A 17592-nucleotide genomic window follows, 5' to 3' on the forward strand; every position below is an offset into this window, starting at 1 on the left:
AACCGGTTGCCGTGAACATAAACGTACTTCTCAGGGCGTACCCGCAGCCGGCCGCGCAGCCGGAGTCGCCAGTCAGTGCGTCACCCGTAACGCTGGCTGCGCCGGCAGCCTTGCCCCGGATTGCTCCATCCACTCTCCCCATCGCCAGGAGCCTGGAGGATGCACGCGAGGCTCGAATCCTGCAGCAGCGGCGCCAGTTTCTGACGGCGCTCGTTGCATCGCTTCAACGCAGCAACGCCGTTACCGTTGCTGCCGCACAAAGAGCTGAGCAGAAGCGGCTTACCGGGCTGCTCGCCGCTGCCACCGAGACAGCGGTAAACACCGTGCGCCGCCGTCGGCGGAGCGAGGCTAGCCGTTTTGACGACCAGATCCGCAGCCTCCGGTTCCGAAACACGGTGCTGGCCTTTCAGGCTCGCGTCTTCTCAGGGAGAGATCGGCTCGATACTTTGGCGCAGAAGCAGGTGGTTCAAACCCGGCTAGACAGTCTCGTTGCACAACAGACAGCTATCCTCACGCGCGATACTGCGCCGGCGGTTGAAGCGATCGTGGCGCCGTATCGCAAGCAGATTTTCGCTGAATCTGCCGCGCGCGCACAGGCTCTCGCATCGCGCCTTGCACAGCAGACTACCGACAGAGAAGCGCGCGAGGCGGCGCGAATGGCCGGCGCTGAGCAGGCGCTGAGTTCCATCGATACGGGTATCGCCCGGGTAGCGCCGCTGACGGCTGCAGAGATCACGCCACTTAAGGCGTTTTGGCCGCAAACGCAGTTTCACACACTCCAACCGGCTTCGCTGGCGGCCAGCGCGCGCGGCCAACAGCGGCGCGTCGCCTTGCTATTTGCGGCCGCCACGTACGCCGATGCTGTGAGCTTTGCGCGGCAATATGCTGCCATTCGGGGTTGGAGGCTCGTTCCGTTCGGTACCCGCGGAGCCCACGACATTACGCGTGAAGTGACCACTGCCCTCCGCGCAAGTCTCCGCACCGCTGGAGTCCAGTCACTGTGAACGAAATCGGAGCAAATCGGCGCAATCTGGACTGGACCGCGCAGGACGTGGCCCAATGGCTGGGTGTTCCCTTGGACGGGCTCGGTTCTATGGCCATTTCCGGCATGGCGGATATACCCGTCGCCGAGCCAACCGATCTGGTTTTCGCCGATGACGCTGCCCATTGTGAGCTTGCTGCCGAACGTGGATGCGGAGCTATACTGACCACGCCACAATCGTGGGCTGCTGCGCAGAAGCGGCCGCCGGCCGGTATCCTGGTCTCAAACGTCCGGGCTTCGTGGGTGGACCTCCTGGAAAGGCTTGAGGCCGATGCCCCGTTTCCCGCTGGTATCCATCCAGCCGCAGTCATCGATCCCGAAGCCCAGCTGGCAGATGATGTCTCGATCGGAGCTTTTGTAACAGTGGCGGCCGGTGCCGTACTGCACGACGGCGTGCGCGTGGATGACGGCGCTCGAGTTGGCGCCGGCTGTACGATCGGCGCCGGCACTCGCATCTTTGCAAACGCCGTCCTCTACCCAAATGTGCGCGTTGGACGCCGGTGCCGCCTGCACGCGTGCTGCGTAATTGGCGCCGATGGGTTCGGCTATATCGCCGGTCCGCGTGGCGCACGCAAGATTCCGCACGTCGGCGGTGTGGTGATCGGCGACGACGTTGAGATCGGCGCCGCTGCGTGCATAGATCGCGGGCGCACCGGCAACACCACGATTGGGTCTGGCTGCAAACTCGATAACCTGGTGCACGTGGCGCACAATGTCCAGATTGGCGATGGCACCCTTATTGCCGCTTTGGTGGGTATCGCTGGTAGCGTGCGCGTCGGCCGCGGAGTTGTCTTCGGCGGGCAGTCCGGCGTCGCCGATCAACTCGAGATTGGTGACGGCGCGCGTATCGCGGGCCGCGGCGCTGTAGTGACCAATGTGCCTGGCGGTGAAACCTGGTCGGGATACCCAGCCGGCCGTCACAGCAACCGCATCCGTGAGGCAGTTGCACTCACTTACCTGCCGGATCTGCTCAAACGTGTGCGACGCCTTGAGCGGATTCTGTTCCCGGGTGATGACGGCACACACCGGGGCGACGCACCGTGAGCAGCTGCTCGCACGCGAGTGCATCTGTGCCAAAGGCGACCACGCTGGCGCGTGACTTTCAACTTAGTGGCCGTGGAATCCACACGGGCCAGCCGTGCCGGCTGCAGGTAACAAAAGCGCCTGCCGGCTCGGGCATCGTTTTCTCACGCAACGGGGTGCGGGTACCGGCCACGGCCCTGAATGTGGTGGGTACCGGGCGCTGCACCACTCTGGGGTATAACGGAACGACGGTTGCCACGGTGGAACACCTGCTGTCCGCAATGGTCGCCTGTCGCGTTGATAATGCGCTCATCTGCCTCGACGGTCCCGAGGTGCCAATTATGGATGGCAGCACGCAGCCGTTCTGTAACGCAATACGTCATGCCGGCATCCTCGCGCTGGAAGCACCAGCTCCTGTTCTGCAACTCGATTCCGAAGTCTCGATCCATGCAGGTGACTCCTCGATTACCCTCACTCCCGCACGGGGTCTAAGCCTTGAGGTGAGTACGGAGTTCGATGACTGGGCCGAGGGTGCAGCAACAATACGGCTTGACATGGAACCGGATGCCGCCGATTGGCGAAACCGTGTCGAGCCGGCCAGGACATTCGCATTCCGGCGCGAAGTGGAAGCGCTGCTTGCCGCCGGTTTGGCGAAGGGTGGCACCACGGAAAACGCGCTCGTGATTACTCCGCCGGATGAGTTCTCATCGCCACTTCGTATAGACGCCGAATGGTGTGCGCACAAAGCAGCCGACCTGCTGGGCGATCTGGCGCTGGTTGGGGCGCGCATACAAGCGCACGTAAAGGCAATTCGTCCCGGGCATACGGTAAACTGCGATCTGGCCCGCAGATTACTGGCAATAAGAACAAGCGGAGCGATCGGCCAGATGGAGCAATGCGTATGATGGATATTGAAGAGATTCGCAGCATCCTGCCGCACCGGTTTCCTATGCTGCTGGTGGATCGGATTCTGGAGGTGCAGGAGGGCGTTCGTGTCGTTGGCCTCAAGAATGTGACGATCAACGAGCCGTTCTTTGTCGGCCATTTTCCGGCCGTTGCCGTTATGCCCGGTGTGCTCATCATCGAATCGATGGCGCAGGTTGCGGGCTTGATGCTCCTCCGGATGCCGGATCATCTGCACAAACTGGTCTACATCGCCGAAGTCGAACGGATGCGATTCCGACGGCCGGTGGTGCCCGGCGACACGCTGATCACTGAGGCCACGATGGACTGGCTGCGCGGCGCATTCGGCCAGGTTACCATGGTGGGTCGTGTGAACGGCGAGGTCGTGGCCGAAGGCACAATGAAGTTCAAGATCATGGATTCGCGCGGCAGCCAGACCGCACCGGCGAGGCGTACGCACCTGGCAAATGGCGCCGTGCAGAGGGATGGACCGGAGCTGCTGGGAGAAGACGAAGCCAGTATGGCTGTGACGGCTGCGTTGGTCGGCGGCGAGCAGGAGTAGATCCATGGCGATAGCCCCGGAATTGACGGCCAGTATCCACCCCACGGCAATCATCGATCGATCCGCCGAGCTCGACGCCGGAGTGGAGATAGGGCCGTACTGCATTATCGGGCCGCACGTGTTTCTTGGCGCCGGCACCGTCCTTCACGCTCACGTAGTTATTCAGGGCTATACGCGCATTGGATCTAACTGTCAGATCCACAGCGGGGCCATCATCGGCGGACCGCCGCAGGATACCAAGTTCAAGAACGAGCGCAGTTACGTATCCATCGGCGATAACAACATCCTGCGCGAGTGCGTTACCATTCATAGGGCAACAGGCGAAGGCAACCGCACGGTGCTGCGGGATAACATCATGCTCATGGCCTACGCGCATGTAGCCCACAATTGCGACATCGGAAACTACGTCACTATTGCATCATACGCGGGAATCAGCGGGCACGTCACGGTAGAAGATAACGCCAATATCGGTGGCATCGTGGGTGTTCATCAATTCTGCCGGATTGGCCGTTTGGCGATGGTGGGCGGAATGTCGGGCGTTACGCAAGATGTACCCCCGTACATGCTCGCCGCGGGCCGACCCGCGAAGGTATACGACGTGAACACGCGCGGATTGCGGCGATATGGTATCTCACAGCAGGTACGCATTCAGCTGCGTGAAGCGTACAAGCTGCTCTATCGCTCGGACCTTAACGTTACACAGGCGATGGAAGCTATTGGTGAGGAGATCCCGATCAGTCAGGAGCTCGACCATCTGCTGGAGTTCATTCGCAGCATCCGTAACGGCGTTAGCGGACGCGGCAACAACCTGATGAGCTGATGGAGATCGCGATCATCTCGGGCGAGCCTTCGGGCGACGCGTTGGGAGCCGAGCTGGTCTGCGAACTCAAGCGGCAGCGGCCGGATTGCACCTTCTGGGGGCTCGGCAGCGGCGCTATGCGCAGCCAGGGCGTACGCCTGTTGGCCGACAGCGCATCGTGGGGCGCCATTGGTGTGATCGAGGCACTGACCAAAGTGCCGGTCATCCTCACGCGGATAGCACCCATGATCAAGCGGGAGCTGGCCGCCCGGCGTCCCGATCTTCTAGTCTTAGTCGACTTTGGTGCGTTTAATGTGCCCCTTGGCCGCTTTGCGCGATCATTGAAGCTGAAGACCTTCTACTTTGTTCCACCGGGATCGTGGCGCCGCATCGGAAGAGGCGCCGAGACGCTCGTAGAGGCGTGCGATGCCGTGGCGACACCGTTTGCGTGGTCGGCAGAGTATCTGAGCTCCGCCGGGCTGCCGACAATCTGGTGCGGGCACCCGGTGCTGGATCGATGCCGTCCATCACTTACTCGCGCCGCATTCTGCGAGCAGTTCGGCTTGCGCCCCGGTGCTCCGATCATCGCGCTTCTTCCGGGCAGCAGGACGGCCGAAGCCTCGGCGCTGATGCCGGTACTGGTTGACGCGGCATCCGAGATCACGGCGAAAGAATCCGACGCGCAGTTTGTTGTGGCGGTGGCCCCATCTATTTCACGAGAGATGATGGTGAGCTTACTCGGCCGTCATCCGGATCTCGGAAGTCGCTTCAATGGGCTGTGGCGACGGGCCTCCGATGCTATCGGCCAAACACTTCTGAGGCCGGTTGATCGAACGGTTCCCGTACCGGCTGCCGCGCTTCCAGATGGCTCGAGCGCTCCATTCCCACCAGAGCCGGACCGGAAACGCGCTTCCGTGCGGCGTGAGGCGCCGCCTGCGTTTGTGTTGGTATCCGGAATGGCGATCGATGTAATGGCCCACGCGAACGTCGTCATCGCCTGTTCCGGAACGGCAACGCTGGAAGCGGCCGTGCTCGGCGTGCCAACGGTGATCGTCTACAAGGGGTCGCAGCTTCAGTACATCGAGTACAAGCTGCGCGGGATCCAGCGGAAGGTGCCGTTTATCGGCATCCCAAACATCCTGGCCGAACACCAGATCATGCCGGAGCTCCTGCAAAACGATGCCACGCCGTCGGCGGTTGCTGCGGCCGCATTGGAGTTAATGAACGACGTCGGCTCCAGGGCGGTAGCAAAAGGCGAGATGGAGAAGATCAAGGCGCTGCTTGGTTCGCATGGCGCTGCGGCTCGTGCCGCTGAGTTTGCTCTGAGTATAATGAAGTCATGACCGAAATGCCGAGAAGCGCGTCGGTAGGGGCTTCACTCACCGAGGGGCAGGTTCAGCGCCGGCTGCTCTCGTACCTGCGGCCGCAGCTGACACCGCTGCTCGGAGGATTGTTCTGTGCAGCGGTAACGGCGGCGATAGCCGCCGGGATTGCACGTTTGATCGAGACCGCCATCAACGCGATGATGATGGGCCGGGTTGATCTGCTCGACCTGCTGTGCGCTCTTGTCGTCGGCGTATTTGTGATAAAGGGCGTATTTACGTTTGGCCAAAGCTACCTCCTGGCGCTGGTGGCCAACCGCGTGGCCACGCGCCTGCGCGATGAGATCTTTGCGCACGTGCATTCGCTTTCGCTCTCGTTCTTTCATCGCCGGCGCACCGGGGCCATCATGTCGGTGATTACGAACGATGTTCAGGTGATCCAGAATGCCGCGATGTCGCTGCGCAACGTCGTCTCAGCGCCTATCACTATTGTAGCCAGTGTGCTATACCTGTTCTTTATTAGTTGGCGCCTTGCTATCGCCTCTATCATCTTTATTCCGTTCATGGCGGTCGTCATAAGCAGCATCGGCAAACGGATTCGGAATATCTCGCGGACTGTTCAGGCACGTCTCGCCGACGTTTCCACGATCATGGAAGAGACGGTCGCCGGAGTCCGCGTCATCCAGTCCTTCGCCGCTGAGCGGCATGAGGTCAACCGGTTCGTAACGGAGAATGGCCGGGCCCTGGGCGCTGTTATGAAGGGCGCGCGCCGCAGCGCCCAGCTGCGGCCGCTTATCGAGTTGATTGGCGCCTTCGGCATAGCCCTGGTGCTGTTCATGGGCGGCAACGAGGTCGCTCACACCATTCAGGTGCAGCACCACCTCCAACAAAACTGGATTGCGGCTCATCCAGCACAGCCGCCTCCTGCATCCTCGTCGTTTCCCGTCGCGGGCGCGATGACCGAAGGCGCCCTGATGGCGTTTCTATATCTGCTGAATCTCATGGCTCGCTCGGCCGGCGATATCGGCGGAATTGCCACACTGCGCGCTCAGGCAATGGCCGGCGCAAGGCGCATTTTCGAAGAGATACTGGACGTGGAGTCGGAGGTCGTGCAGCCTGCGGAACCGGTTCGGCTCGACAGGATCAGCGGCCATATCGAGTTTCAGAATGTCAGCTTCAAGTACTCACCCGATGGCGCGCCAGTGCTTTGCAACGTCAGCTTTGAGGTTCGGCCCGGTGAGGTGGTTGCGCTGGTCGGAGCCAGCGGATCGGGCAAGAGCACCATTGCCGACCTGATTCCCCGCTTTTTTGACCCGGTCGCGGGCGCAATCCGCATAGATGGCGTCGATATACGCAGGCTCGATCTTGAGAGCCTTCGCAAGCAGATCGGCATCGTGCCGCAAGAGACATGGCTCTTTGCAGGCACGCTCCGCGATAACATCAAATATGGCTGCCGCGATGCCGAGGAAGAGCGGGTTCGCGCGGCGGCGTATGCCGCCAACGCCTCATTCATCAACAGCATGCCACAGCAGCTGGATACCATCGTCGGGGAGCGTGGCATCCGACTCTCGGGTGGCGAACGCCAGCGTATCGCGATTGCCCGCGCCATCCTTACCGATCCGCGCATCCTGATTCTCGACGAGGCAACCTCGTCGCTGGACGCGTCGTCGGAGGCATTGGTTCAGGAGGCCCTGGACCACCTGATGCAGAACCGCACCACGCTCGTCATTGCGCACCGCCTCTCTACCGTGGTCAATGCGGACCGCATCCTGGCGGTGCGAGAGGGAGCGATCGTCGAGGCCGGCACACATGCCGAACTCCTGAATGCCGGCGGATACTACGCGAATTTGTATGAGACGCAGGTTCGGACCGCGGGTCCGACCGGTGCCTGACGTGGCAGTTACTTCGCTGGAACAGAACGATAGCTGGAGAGCGCGCCATGCACTGCGCACCAGAATCACTTCGGCATTCGTAGTCGGCTTGGTGCGCTCTCTCTATGCCACATACCGCCTGCGCGTGCACCGGTTGGACGAACTGGTGCCTTCATCCGGCGGTGCGATTCTGCTCACATGGCACGGCCGAACGCTGATTCCCGCGAACCTCCTCCGGAATCGCGGCTACTGGGCGCTGATATCGCTGTCGAGGGATGGTGAGCTGCAGAACGCGATCTTTCAGCGGTATGGCTTTCAAACCGTACGAGGGTCCACCGGCAGAGGCGGTATACGTGCCGCGATCGAGGTCGCGAGTAAGCTTCGAGCCGGTGGTATTCTGACCTTCACTCCCGATGGCCCACGCGGCCCCTCGCACAAGGTGCAGCACGGGGTGATTTTTATGGCGCAGAAATCGGGCGTTCCCATTATTCCTGTCGGCATTAGCGCCAGTAGGCGTTGGCAGCTGAAGAGTTGGGACCAGTACATGGTTCCGAAGCCATTTGCAACGATCTGGTTTGTCGTTGGCGATCCCATCTACGTGCCGCCCGTGGTGGATGACGTCCTGCGCGACGAGCTTGCCCGCACGATTGAGGTGGCCATCAACCGGCTGGAGCGCGACGCCGAACTCCGCTGTGGCCACTCAACATATCCTTCGGACTGGCGGCTGGCGTGAGGAAGCTGCGATAAACCACAGAACCTATAATGCAGCCCTGGCTGCCGGCTCGCCTTTGTTGGCGGCATGGCTTGCTCAGCGGTGGATCACCGGCAAGTCGCGACCCGGGTGGCGCGAACGTTGGGGAAAACTGCCCGAGTCCGTTGTTGCCGCCAACGGATGCGTATGGCTGCACGCCGTATCGGTGGGCGAGACTGTAGCGGCCATTCCAATCGCGCAAAGTCTGCGCCAGCAAGCGCCGCATCGTCCGATTGTAGCTTCTGTTTCCACTCCAACGGGAATGGCCATTGCCCAGAGCCGGTTGTCTGCCCTGGTTGATGGCATCTTCTATATGCCGTTTGACCTGCCCTGGGTTGCCGAGCGGGTCCTCGACGGACTCAGGCCGCGCGCGTTCGCAGCAGTTGAAAGTGAACTGTGGCCAAACCTGCTGCATGCGCTGCGCCGCCGCGCGATTCCCACGCTGGTTGTAAATGCCCGAATGAGCGATCGGACACTCCGGTTTGCTTTGGGCGCCGGCCGCGGAGTGTACCGGTGGATGCTTGCCAACGTGGATCGTGTTCTGGCGCAATCGGACGAGGATGCGCGGCGCTTCCGGCAGGTGGCGGGACCGGTCTGGTCTGAGGGTGTGTGCCGCACACTTGGCAACTCCAAATACGATACCGCTTCGCCGGTACTCAACGCGGCGGAAACCGCTGCCCTGCGCGCGAACCTCAGACTTCCCGCAGCGGCGCCCGTCTTCATTGCCGGTAGCACGCGATCTGGGCAAGAGGATGGCGTGGTGCTCGATGCCTACCGCCGGATGGCGCAAGCCGTTCCTGGTCTTTGTCTCATCATCGCGCCAAGGCACCTCGAGCGCGTACCGGCCCTGGAGCGCGAGATGCTCGCCGCGCGACTCACGCCCGTCCGGCGGACGGCCATTCCGCCGGAAGGCGATGTCAGGTGTATCATCCTGGATACGCTCGGCGAACTGGCCTCTCTCTATTCCGTCGCGGATGTTGCGTTCGTCGGCAACAGCTTTCCGCCGGTGGTGAAGGGTGGGGGACAAAGCCTCACGCAGCCGGTGTTGTATGGGCTGCCAACCCTGTTCGGACCGCACATCGCTACGGTACGGTCCGTCGCCGGCCAGCTTCAGGAGGCCGGCATCGGTTTCCAGGTGCATTCGGTTGATAGCCTGTCCGATGTTGCGATCGGGCTGTTTTCTTCTCCAGAGCAGCGCGCCTCGATTCACCTGGCTGCAGCGAACCTGGTTGCGGCAAACCAGGGCGCGTCACAGAGGTTCGCTTCCGAGATCCTGCAGCTGGCTTCGCGCGGCGCAGCCGGGTGCGAAGGCGTCGGGCAACATGGCCGATCGGCTTAACCGCATCCTGAACGCGCCGCACGCGCCGCTGCCCTTGCGGCTGGCAAGAGTTTCGCTGGCTGCGTTGGCACACCTGCACCACGCCGTGTTGCTGCTCTGGATGATGCCATTTGCAATCGGACTGCGGCCGCGCCACAGGCTGGCGCGACCCGTGGTGTCGGTAGGCAATCTCACGAGTGGTGGAACCGGCAAAACGCCATTCACGATCCTCGTTTGCCGAGCTGCCCAGCGGCTTGGCGCCAAGCCGGCGGTTCTTATTCGTGGCTACCGTGGCAAGTTCGAGCATGGCTGTGAGGTTGTGAGCGACGGAGAGCACGTGCTTCTCAGTCCGACCGAGGCAGGCGATGAGGCGGTGCTGCTCGCATTGGAACTGCCTGGCGTACCCGTGCTGGTTGGCCGTGACCGGCGTAAAACGGGGGCGATGGCGATCCGGGAGTTCGATCCGGATTTGCTGGTGCTCGATGACGGCATGCAGTTTCTGCAGTTGCATCGAGACCTGGATATTGCTCTGCTCGACCTCGCGCGGCCGTTCGACAACGGCTGGATGCTGCCGCGCGGTATGCTGCGAGAGCCGCCGTCACACCTGCGACGGGTAGACGCTGTGGTACTCACCTGCTCGCCGGGCGCAGGCGCGTGCACCGACGCCACGACGGAAGCGGACGTTCGTGTACACGCCCCGAGCGCGACACTGCTGCATGCTTTCGTTTCTGCGCACCAACTGCGACGATTGAATCACGGCGCAGATGCAGACGTATCGGGGATGAGCGGTCGGAAGGCCGTACTGGTCTCCGCGATCGCGCAGCCCGAGCGGTTCCATGCATTGGCCCGGGCGCTGGGCATGGATGTTGTATTCGTCGAGCATCATGCCGACCATAACCCGATATCAGCGGAACAGTGGCAGCAGGTATGCTCTAAGGCAATGCGCGCTGGCGCTGATATGGTGGTCACCACGGCAAAGGACGCTGTAAAAGCGCGCAGCCTTCCGCCGGATCCGCCAATTTACAGCCTGGACATCCGACTCCAGGCTCAGGAGGCGTTGGAACTGGACCGCATGCTTCAATGTCTGTTGTCGCGTGGTAATGCGGCCTTTGCAAACGCCCCTCTCCCTGCCGACGTCGGTGAAGCGCATTGAGCGCGCCTGGCAGCCAGGTTGCCGTACGGCGGAGCCTCAGTCGGCATGCGCGCACCGTGGCTCTGGCGGCCGTGGTTGCTCCGATGCGCGCACTGCCGTTAAGGGCTGGCCGGTGCGTGGGACGCTTCGTGGGGCAGTTGGTATTTACCTTGCTCAAACGCTATCGGACAGTTGCAATCTCCAATTTGGAGATGATCTACGGCGACGAGATGACAGCGGCCGAGCGCAAAGGGATCGCCAAGTCGGTATTCCTGAACTTCGGGCAATCTGCCGCCGAGTTTGTAAAGCTGCCGTCGCTCGCCGATGAAACAGTTAGCAGCCTCGTGGATGCTACCGGCGAGGAGTTTTTTGCCGAGGCTTATGCGCGTCATCACGGTGTCCTGTTGATATCCGCGCACTACGGTAACTGGGAGTGGATGGCGCGATGGCTGGCTATACGCGGCCATAAACTGACGATTGTTGCGCGCAAAGCGAATGACGCCGCGGCAGACAGACTGTTGATGCGGACGCGGAACGGCAACGGTACGGCTGTTGTTTTGAGGGGCAACTCGGTAAGAACGATACTTACCGCGCTCAAGAAGAACGAAATGGTGGGCCTGCTGCCGGACCAGAACTCGGCGGATGTCTGGGTGCCGTTTATGGGCCGGTTGACCGGTACGGCCGACGGGCCGGCCGTTCTGCATTTAAGGACCGGCGCCCCAATCGTGTTTGCCTTTTGTCGACGCCGTACCGATGGGCGATTCTGCATTGACGTAGAGCCGCCCCTGATGGTCGAGCCGACCGGTGACAAGGCACGCGACGTGGAGCGAGTTACCGCGGCTATCAACCAGCGCATCGAAGCGCGCGTGCGTGCGCATCCCGACCAGTGGCTGTGGCTGCATGATCGCTGGAAGGCATCGCGACTCGAACCCTGGGTGAGCATGCCGGCCCTGAAGAATGCCGACGTACCGCCGGCGCCGATAAGATAGTGACGAGAACGATTAAAGAGTCGATCGATTGAGCCTAACGCGCGTATCGCCCCGGCGAATCCTTGTGGTAAAGCTGAGTGCCATGGGCGATATCGTGCACGCGCTGCCCGTTTCCGCCGCGCTTGGGCGCGCTTTTCCCCAAGCCGAGATCATCTGGGTGACGCACGACGCGTTCTTGCCGCTTCTCGACGGCAATCCCTGGGTAACGCAAGTCATCAGCGTGCCCCGCTCTTACCGCAAATACGCCAACCTTACGGCCTACTGCCGGCGCTACTTTGGGCAACTGGTTCAGATACGGAAACTCCACTGTGATGTCTCCATTGACCTGCAGGGCCTCGCGAAGAGCGCGGTTGTGGTTGCGGCTGCCGGCGCGCGGACGCGGATAGGGCACTACTTTCAGCGAGAGTGCCTGGCGCGGATATCCCGGCCGGTCCGCCCAAACAGCGCCAGCATGCACGTGGTCGATCAGTATCTCGATGTTGCCTATTCGCTCGGCGGAGAGCGACTGCCGGCCGATTTTCCTCTGGCCGTGTCACCCGCAGATGAGGCCAGCGCGCGGGAACTGCTGCGGAGTGCTGGTATCCAGCCGGACCGGCAGTACGTTGTCATCAATCCTGCAGCTGGTCGTCCAATCAAACAGTGGCCGGCAGAGGCATATGCCCAGCTGATCAACCGAATCGGCGCCGAATTGGGGCTGCCATGCGTGTTGGTGACTGCAGATATGCCGGTGGCCGGCGCGGTTGCCTGCGGCGTCAAAGGTCCATTGGCGAATATCGCGGGCAAGACTAACATCAAGCAGCTGATTGCAATTCTTCGCGACAGCTGTCTGCACATCTGCGGCGATACCGGCTCAGCCCACATTGCGGCAGCAGTTGGCACACCCGTCGTAGCGCTTTTTGGACCCACTGACGCCGATCGCCTGGCGCCATACGGCCAGCGAGCGCAGGTAATTACTGCACGCCATCTTTGCGCCCCGGGTTGCTCACCAACGTCGTGTCGCCGTCATGGCGAGCGCTGCCTTGAAAGCATTACCGTGGATTGTGTCATCCAGCACGTTGGCTCGGTGCTGGAGCAGCGGCGGCGTACGGGCCCTGCAACGCACTTCGAACCGACGTCGGCGGCTGAGGCTGCCGCAGGCCTATGAACCGCCGAGCAGTTACTATCGACCCGAACAACCGGACAGCGGAATATGCCGGCTTCCTGTGCGAACGCCTGGAGCAAGGCGACATTCTAACCCTGGAGCGCACCCCATTCCTACCGTCGGCAGAAGAGATGGCGTTTCTTCGCGGTCAAAGGCAGAGCGCCAGTTCCACCCACAAAAACATCGCCTACAAGCCGGAAGTGGGACGCATCACAGGCGTTGCAGGACAGGCGGAGGTCGATGCCGAGCGCACACGCTGCATTCTCGCAGAGTACTCCCGCGGCGCTTTGGCCTTCCTTGCGGGCTTGTTCCCCCATTACGCAGCGCGTTGGAAGGTGGATTATGCGAGTTTTCGTCCGCTTGAAGAGCATGGTCGCAATATATCTATTCGCCAGCGGAATGATCTGATGCACGTGGACGCGTTTCCCACTCGGCCAACCCATGGCGGCAGGATTCTGCGGGCATTTACCAATATCCATCCGACCAAGGATCGGGTGTGGGCGATCGCCGCACCGTTTGACGCACTTGCCGAAAAATACGCCGCTGCGGCAGGCTTGCTGGCTGTCACGCGGCCGCACGCCACTGTTGCCAGGAAAATGAAACGCCTTGTTCATCGGGCCGTACCGAAAGTTCCGGATCGGTCGGCTTACGATGAGTTTATGCTGCTGTTTCACCACTACCTCAAGACGAACGAAGAGTTCCAGGGAGAGGGCAAACTTGGCGAGTACGTGTTTTCGCCTGGAACAACCTGGATATGCTTCACCGATCAGGTTGCCCACGCGGTACTCTCCGGTCAGTACGCCGTAGAACAGACGTGCATCGTGCCGCTATCGTGCATGAAGCTTCCCGATTGTTCGCCGATGGCCGTGCTTGAGCGCCTTGCGCGACGGAGCTTGCGATAATGCATTCGATGGCGGGTTGCTCCCGGTGACAACTCCTCTCCGCGCCGCGCGAGCCGCCCACAGCCGCCTAACTTCGGCCAAGCGTATCGCCGTTGTTGCCAAATTTGGCTACATGGGCGACACGATTGTGGCGACACCGTTTCTCCACCGGTTGCGCCTCGCTGCTCCCGATGCGCATATCGATCTCATTACGTCGAAGTCCGGCGCGGTGGCCGTAAAGAACTGTCCATGGATCGATCGCGCTCTGGCGGTCGAAAAAGGTCGGAGCAGTCGGATGGGTGAGAACCGCGCATTGCTGCGAGCGCTGAGATCGCCAACGTGTGATGTCGTGTTCCTGCTGAACCGTTCGTTCCGATCGGCGGCGATGGCGGTGCTCGCAGGCGCCAGACTGCGGGTTGGCTTCGACAACGAACATCGGAAGATTCTGCTCTCTCTGCCGGTGCCGTATCTGTTCGACCGTAACGAGCTCGATTGCCATCTGGACCTCCTACGCAGCCTGGGGGTCGACTGCGAACCTGAACTCCCATCGATCTGGGTGACAGACGGTGAACGTGAGGCGGCTCGGTCGGTGCTGAGGAGACCTGGTACCGAAGCGTTGATGCCGGATGCGTTTGTTTTGGGCATGCAGCCGGGCTCGAACGATCCGGCTGTGCGAGCGTGGGGCGTACCACGCTATGCCGAAGCAGCCGATACCATCGCAGCAGACCTTGGCGCGCGTGTTGTACTCCTGGGCGGCGCTGCAGAGCGCCAAACCGCCGACCAGGTAGAGCGCGCCATGAAGACAGGCTGTATCAACATGGTCGGCGAGCTGTCACTCCGAGAATCGCTCGCGCTGATTGGAGTCTGTACCGGTTGGATCGGTAACGACACCGGATTGCTGCACGCAGCGGTAGCCCACCGCGTACCCTCGGTGGGCATCTTCGGGCCAACCAAGGTGGTACGCTGGGGATACAACACGGTGAAGCACCGCTCCGTCGCCGTGTTCAATGGTGGCGCAGCCGCAAGCGATATCCGCGAGTGCCTGAATGCAATACCGGTAGCACGGGTAGTTTCGGAGCTGCACGGCGCCGTGCGGGGAACAATTGGCGCCAATAGCAACGCGGTGCAGTTCGTTGTGCCGCAGCACCTCGGCCAGGGCGGGACCAAAGAAGCCGCACATAAACGGGCCTGAGCCATTCGAATGGAGTTCTGGTGAACGTCGTAAAGGTTGGGCAGCTCTCAATTGGAATGGACGGTGCGCCACCCGCCTTGATCGCGGGGCCGTGCGTCATCGAGAGCCTGGATCTTTGCCGTGAAGTTGCTGCGTGTGCCCGGGAGGTATGCGCCCGCCTAGGCCTTCCTTATATCTTTAAGGCTAGTTTCGATAAAGCCAACAGAACTGCCGGCGCCTCGTTCAGAGGCCGCGGACTCGATGCCGGGTTGGCGGTGCTTGCTGCCATCAAAGAGGAGTATGGCGTACCTGTGCTGACCGATGTACATGAGTCGTGGCAGTGTGCGCCGGTCGGCGAGGTCTGCGACCTGCTGCAAATCCCGGCGTTTCTGTGCCGCCAGACCGACCTCTTAGTAGCCGCTGCCGAAACTGGCCGCGCCGTGAACATCAAGAAGGGCCAGTTCCTGGCTCCATGGGATGCTGTCAACATCGTCCATAAAGTGGAAGCAGCCGGGAACCGTAACATCCTGCTCACAGAGCGTGGCGCCAGTTTCGGCTACAACACGCTGGTGGTGGACTACACCGGGATTCCAATCATGCGGGACTTCGGCTATCCCGTCGTGTTCGACGCGACGCACAGCGTGCAGCTGCCAGGTGGCGGGCCCGGCGGTTCGGTAAGCGGTGGCCGTCGCCAATTCGTGCCGCATCTCGCCCGCGCCGCAGCGGCTGTGGGGGTGGACGCCCTGTTCCTGGAAATACACCCGGACCCGGAGAAGGCGCTCTCGGATGCGGCAACCATGCTTCCGCTTCGCGACCTTGAAGCCCTGATGCAACAGGTCGTCCAAATCGACCGCGTCGTCAAACCGCAACTACTGCAAGCGCAGTGACTGCACGCCAAACTGCCGGAAACGCGTAATGCCGGACCAATCCTCTCGAGAAACGTGGCTCACCTTCGCACAGGAAGCGCTGGGTGTTGAAGCTGAGGCAATTCTCCATGCCGCAGCCCGACTGGACGGCTCGTTTTTGGCGGCACTCGACCTGCTGGACGGCTGTCGCGGCAAGATCGTCGTCAGCGGCGTCGGCAAGTCAGGCATCGTCGCCCGCAAGCTCGCCGCCACGCTCACATCAACCGGAGCGCCCGCCGTGTTTCTGCATCCGACCGAGGCGATGCATGGCGACCTCGGCCTTGTGGCAGCAGAGGATGTGCTGATACTCATCAGTCATAGTGGCGAAAGCGAAGAGCTCCTCGGTATTCTCCCGGCCATTGCAGCCCGTGGCGTGCCAATTATCAGCATTATCGGCAACCTCACCAGCACACTGGCAGAGCGATCCTCGGTGCATCTGGATGCGTCGATTGAGCGCGAAATCTGCCCGCTGAATCTGGCGCCAACGGCCAGCGTGATCACGGCTCTCGCCGTTGGTGATGCGTTGGCCATGGCGCTGCATGGGCGGCGCGGGCTCAAACCGGAAGATTATGCACTGAATCACCCCGGCGGACGGCTGGGCCGCCGGCTGACGATGCGTGTCGCTGACGTGATGATGGCCACAGTACCTTCAGTTGGCCTCGATGCATCCCTGCTCGATGTGCTCGGAGCGATCTCCGCCGGATACGTCGGCGCAGCATGCGTACTGGACGAAGAAGGCGGTCTGTTGGGCCTGATCACCGATAATGATGTGCGGCGTTCGATGCAGAGTACCGAGGGTAATCCCCTGCACCTGACGGCGCGCCAGGTGATGAACCCTGCTCCGGCAGTGGTTCTCACCGCGAACCAGCTGGCCTGGGATGCATTGAACCTCCTGGAGAATCGGCCACGCGCGATTACAGTGGCCCCCGTGGTGGATGAGGATGGGCGGTGCGTGGGTATGGTGCGCGTACACGATTTGGTTCGAGCTGGGTTGGCATGACTGGCGACGCCCGACACCCTTCTCCAGGCCGGGTAGTAGGAATGATACCGGCGCGCCTCGCAGCAACCCGGCTTCCGAACAAGCCGCTGCTCGATATTGGCGGCCGGACAATGATCGAGCACGTCTGGCGGCGCGTGACGGAGTGCTCGGAGCTGACCGATGTTGTTATCGCCACACCCGATGAGGCGGTCTCTGCGGCAGGCCGGGCATTCGGAGCGACTGTGGTGCTTACTTCTCCCGACCACCCCTCGGGAACCGACCGGCTGGCAGAGGCTGCCCGCCTCCTGGGCCTCGATGCCGGCGACCTTGTGGTGAACATCCAGGGCGACGAACCGCTGCTCGAAGTGGAGGTAGTGGATGAGCTGGTACGAGCGCTGATCCGGCGCCCGGCGTTCGGAATGGCCAGCGTGATGTGCCCCTGTCCCGAGGAAGACCTGAATAATCCGGCCTGCGTGAAGGTGGTTGCAGCGCTGTCCGGAGCAGCCTTGTACTTCTCGCGGAGCAGGATACCGTACGAGCGGAATGGAGCGGTCGGTGTGCGGGTGATGCAGCATGTAGGATTGTACGCGTACCGTGCCGCATTCTTGCTGCGATACCACGATCTGCCGCGGACGCCGCTCGAAATGACGGAAGGGCTTGAGCAGCTTCGGGTACTGGAGCACGGGCTGCCAATCTATATGCTGTCTGCGCAGAACGCGCCGATCGGAGTTGACACACCAGAAGATTTGGCGCGTGTGCGGGCAATTCTTGGGGAATCGCGTTCATAATCCAGAACTACTCAG

General features: G+C 61.7%; 17 protein-coding genes. All 17 read left to right on the top strand.

From position 1 onward, the window contains the following. Positions 1 to 11: 11 nt before the first annotated feature. Genes KGJ62_14615 through kdsB form a run of 17 tightly spaced genes read left to right on the top strand, consistent with a single transcriptional unit; the run spans position 12 to position 17577 of the window. The gene (locus KGJ62_14615; protein MDE2127811.1) at positions 12 to 1004 is read left to right on the top strand and encodes a hypothetical protein; all 993 of its coding nucleotides are present in this window, start codon (positions 12 to 14) and stop codon (positions 1002 to 1004) included. Next, entirely contained in the window at positions 1001 to 2086 is a 1086-nt protein-coding gene (gene lpxD, locus KGJ62_14620; GenBank protein ID MDE2127812.1) for a UDP-3-O-(3-hydroxymyristoyl)glucosamine N-acyltransferase, read from the top strand. The genes KGJ62_14615 and lpxD overlap by 4 nt, the downstream gene beginning before the upstream one ends. Before the next feature lie 26 nt (positions 2087 to 2112). After that, positions 2113 to 2970, top strand: coding sequence for a UDP-3-O-[3-hydroxymyristoyl] N-acetylglucosamine deacetylase (gene lpxC / locus KGJ62_14625; protein MDE2127813.1), 858 nt, complete (start codon positions 2113 to 2115; stop codon positions 2968 to 2970). Beyond that, on the top strand, positions 2967 to 3530 hold the full coding sequence (gene fabZ / locus KGJ62_14630; GenBank protein ID MDE2127814.1) for a 3-hydroxyacyl-ACP dehydratase FabZ: 564 nt from the start codon (positions 2967 to 2969) through the stop codon (positions 3528 to 3530). The genes lpxC and fabZ overlap by 4 nt, the downstream gene beginning before the upstream one ends. 4 nt (positions 3531 to 3534) lie before the next feature. Continuing rightward, complete coding sequence (gene lpxA / locus KGJ62_14635) at positions 3535 to 4350, top strand: acyl-ACP--UDP-N-acetylglucosamine O-acyltransferase (GenBank protein ID MDE2127815.1); 816 nt, start codon at positions 3535 to 3537, stop codon at positions 4348 to 4350. After that, complete coding sequence (locus KGJ62_14640; GenBank protein MDE2127816.1) at positions 4350 to 5672, top strand: hypothetical protein; 1323 nt, start codon at positions 4350 to 4352, stop codon at positions 5670 to 5672. Before lpxA ends, KGJ62_14640 begins: the two co-directional genes overlap by 1 nt. Positions 5673 to 5677: 5 nt before the next feature. Next, positions 5678 to 7543, top strand: a complete 1866-nt coding sequence (locus KGJ62_14645) for an ABC transporter ATP-binding protein (protein ID MDE2127817.1) — start codon at positions 5678 to 5680, stop codon at positions 7541 to 7543. A 1-nt stretch (position 7544) separates the two neighbouring features. After that, positions 7545 to 8255 (top strand): lysophospholipid acyltransferase family protein, encoded by a 711-nt coding sequence (locus KGJ62_14650; protein ID MDE2127818.1) that lies wholly within the window; start codon positions 7545 to 7547, stop codon positions 8253 to 8255. Beyond that, positions 8215 to 9612 carry a hypothetical protein gene (locus tag KGJ62_14655; protein ID MDE2127819.1) on the top strand — a complete coding sequence of 466 codons (1398 nt, stop codon included), beginning with the start codon at positions 8215 to 8217 and terminating at the stop codon, positions 9610 to 9612. Before KGJ62_14650 ends, KGJ62_14655 begins: the two co-directional genes overlap by 41 nt. Further along, the gene (gene lpxK, locus KGJ62_14660) at positions 9596 to 10744 is read left to right on the top strand and encodes a tetraacyldisaccharide 4'-kinase (protein ID MDE2127820.1); all 1149 of its coding nucleotides are present in this window, start codon (positions 9596 to 9598) and stop codon (positions 10742 to 10744) included. The genes KGJ62_14655 and lpxK overlap by 17 nt, the downstream gene beginning before the upstream one ends. Further along, positions 10741 to 11712: a lysophospholipid acyltransferase family protein gene (locus KGJ62_14665; GenBank protein MDE2127821.1), complete on the top strand. Its 972-nt coding sequence runs from the start codon at positions 10741 to 10743 to the stop codon at positions 11710 to 11712. Before lpxK ends, KGJ62_14665 begins: the two co-directional genes overlap by 4 nt. A gap of 28 nt (positions 11713 to 11740) precedes the next feature. Further along, positions 11741 to 12856, top strand: a complete 1116-nt coding sequence (locus KGJ62_14670) for a glycosyltransferase family 9 protein (GenBank protein MDE2127822.1) — start codon at positions 11741 to 11743, stop codon at positions 12854 to 12856. After that, entirely contained in the window at positions 12853 to 13755 is a 903-nt protein-coding gene (locus KGJ62_14675; protein ID MDE2127823.1) for a Kdo hydroxylase family protein, read from the top strand. Before KGJ62_14670 ends, KGJ62_14675 begins: the two co-directional genes overlap by 4 nt. Positions 13756 to 13780: 25 nt before the next feature. Next, positions 13781 to 14926 (top strand): glycosyltransferase family 9 protein, encoded by a 1146-nt coding sequence (locus tag KGJ62_14680; protein ID MDE2127824.1) that lies wholly within the window; start codon positions 13781 to 13783, stop codon positions 14924 to 14926. A 20-nt stretch (positions 14927 to 14946) separates the two neighbouring features. Then, complete coding sequence (gene kdsA / locus KGJ62_14685; protein ID MDE2127825.1) at positions 14947 to 15792, top strand: 3-deoxy-8-phosphooctulonate synthase; 846 nt, start codon at positions 14947 to 14949, stop codon at positions 15790 to 15792. A 28-nt stretch (positions 15793 to 15820) separates the two neighbouring features. Further along, entirely contained in the window at positions 15821 to 16810 is a 990-nt protein-coding gene (locus KGJ62_14690; GenBank protein ID MDE2127826.1) for a KpsF/GutQ family sugar-phosphate isomerase, read from the top strand. Continuing rightward, positions 16807 to 17577, top strand: coding sequence for a 3-deoxy-manno-octulosonate cytidylyltransferase (kdsB, locus tag KGJ62_14695; protein MDE2127827.1), 771 nt, complete (start codon positions 16807 to 16809; stop codon positions 17575 to 17577). Before KGJ62_14690 ends, kdsB begins: the two co-directional genes overlap by 4 nt. The last annotated feature ends 15 nt before the right edge of the window (positions 17578 to 17592 follow it).

The organism is Armatimonadota bacterium (genome assembly GCA_028871815.1).
Lineage (GTDB): Bacteria > Armatimonadota > Chthonomonadetes > Chthonomonadales > Chthonomonadaceae > REEB205.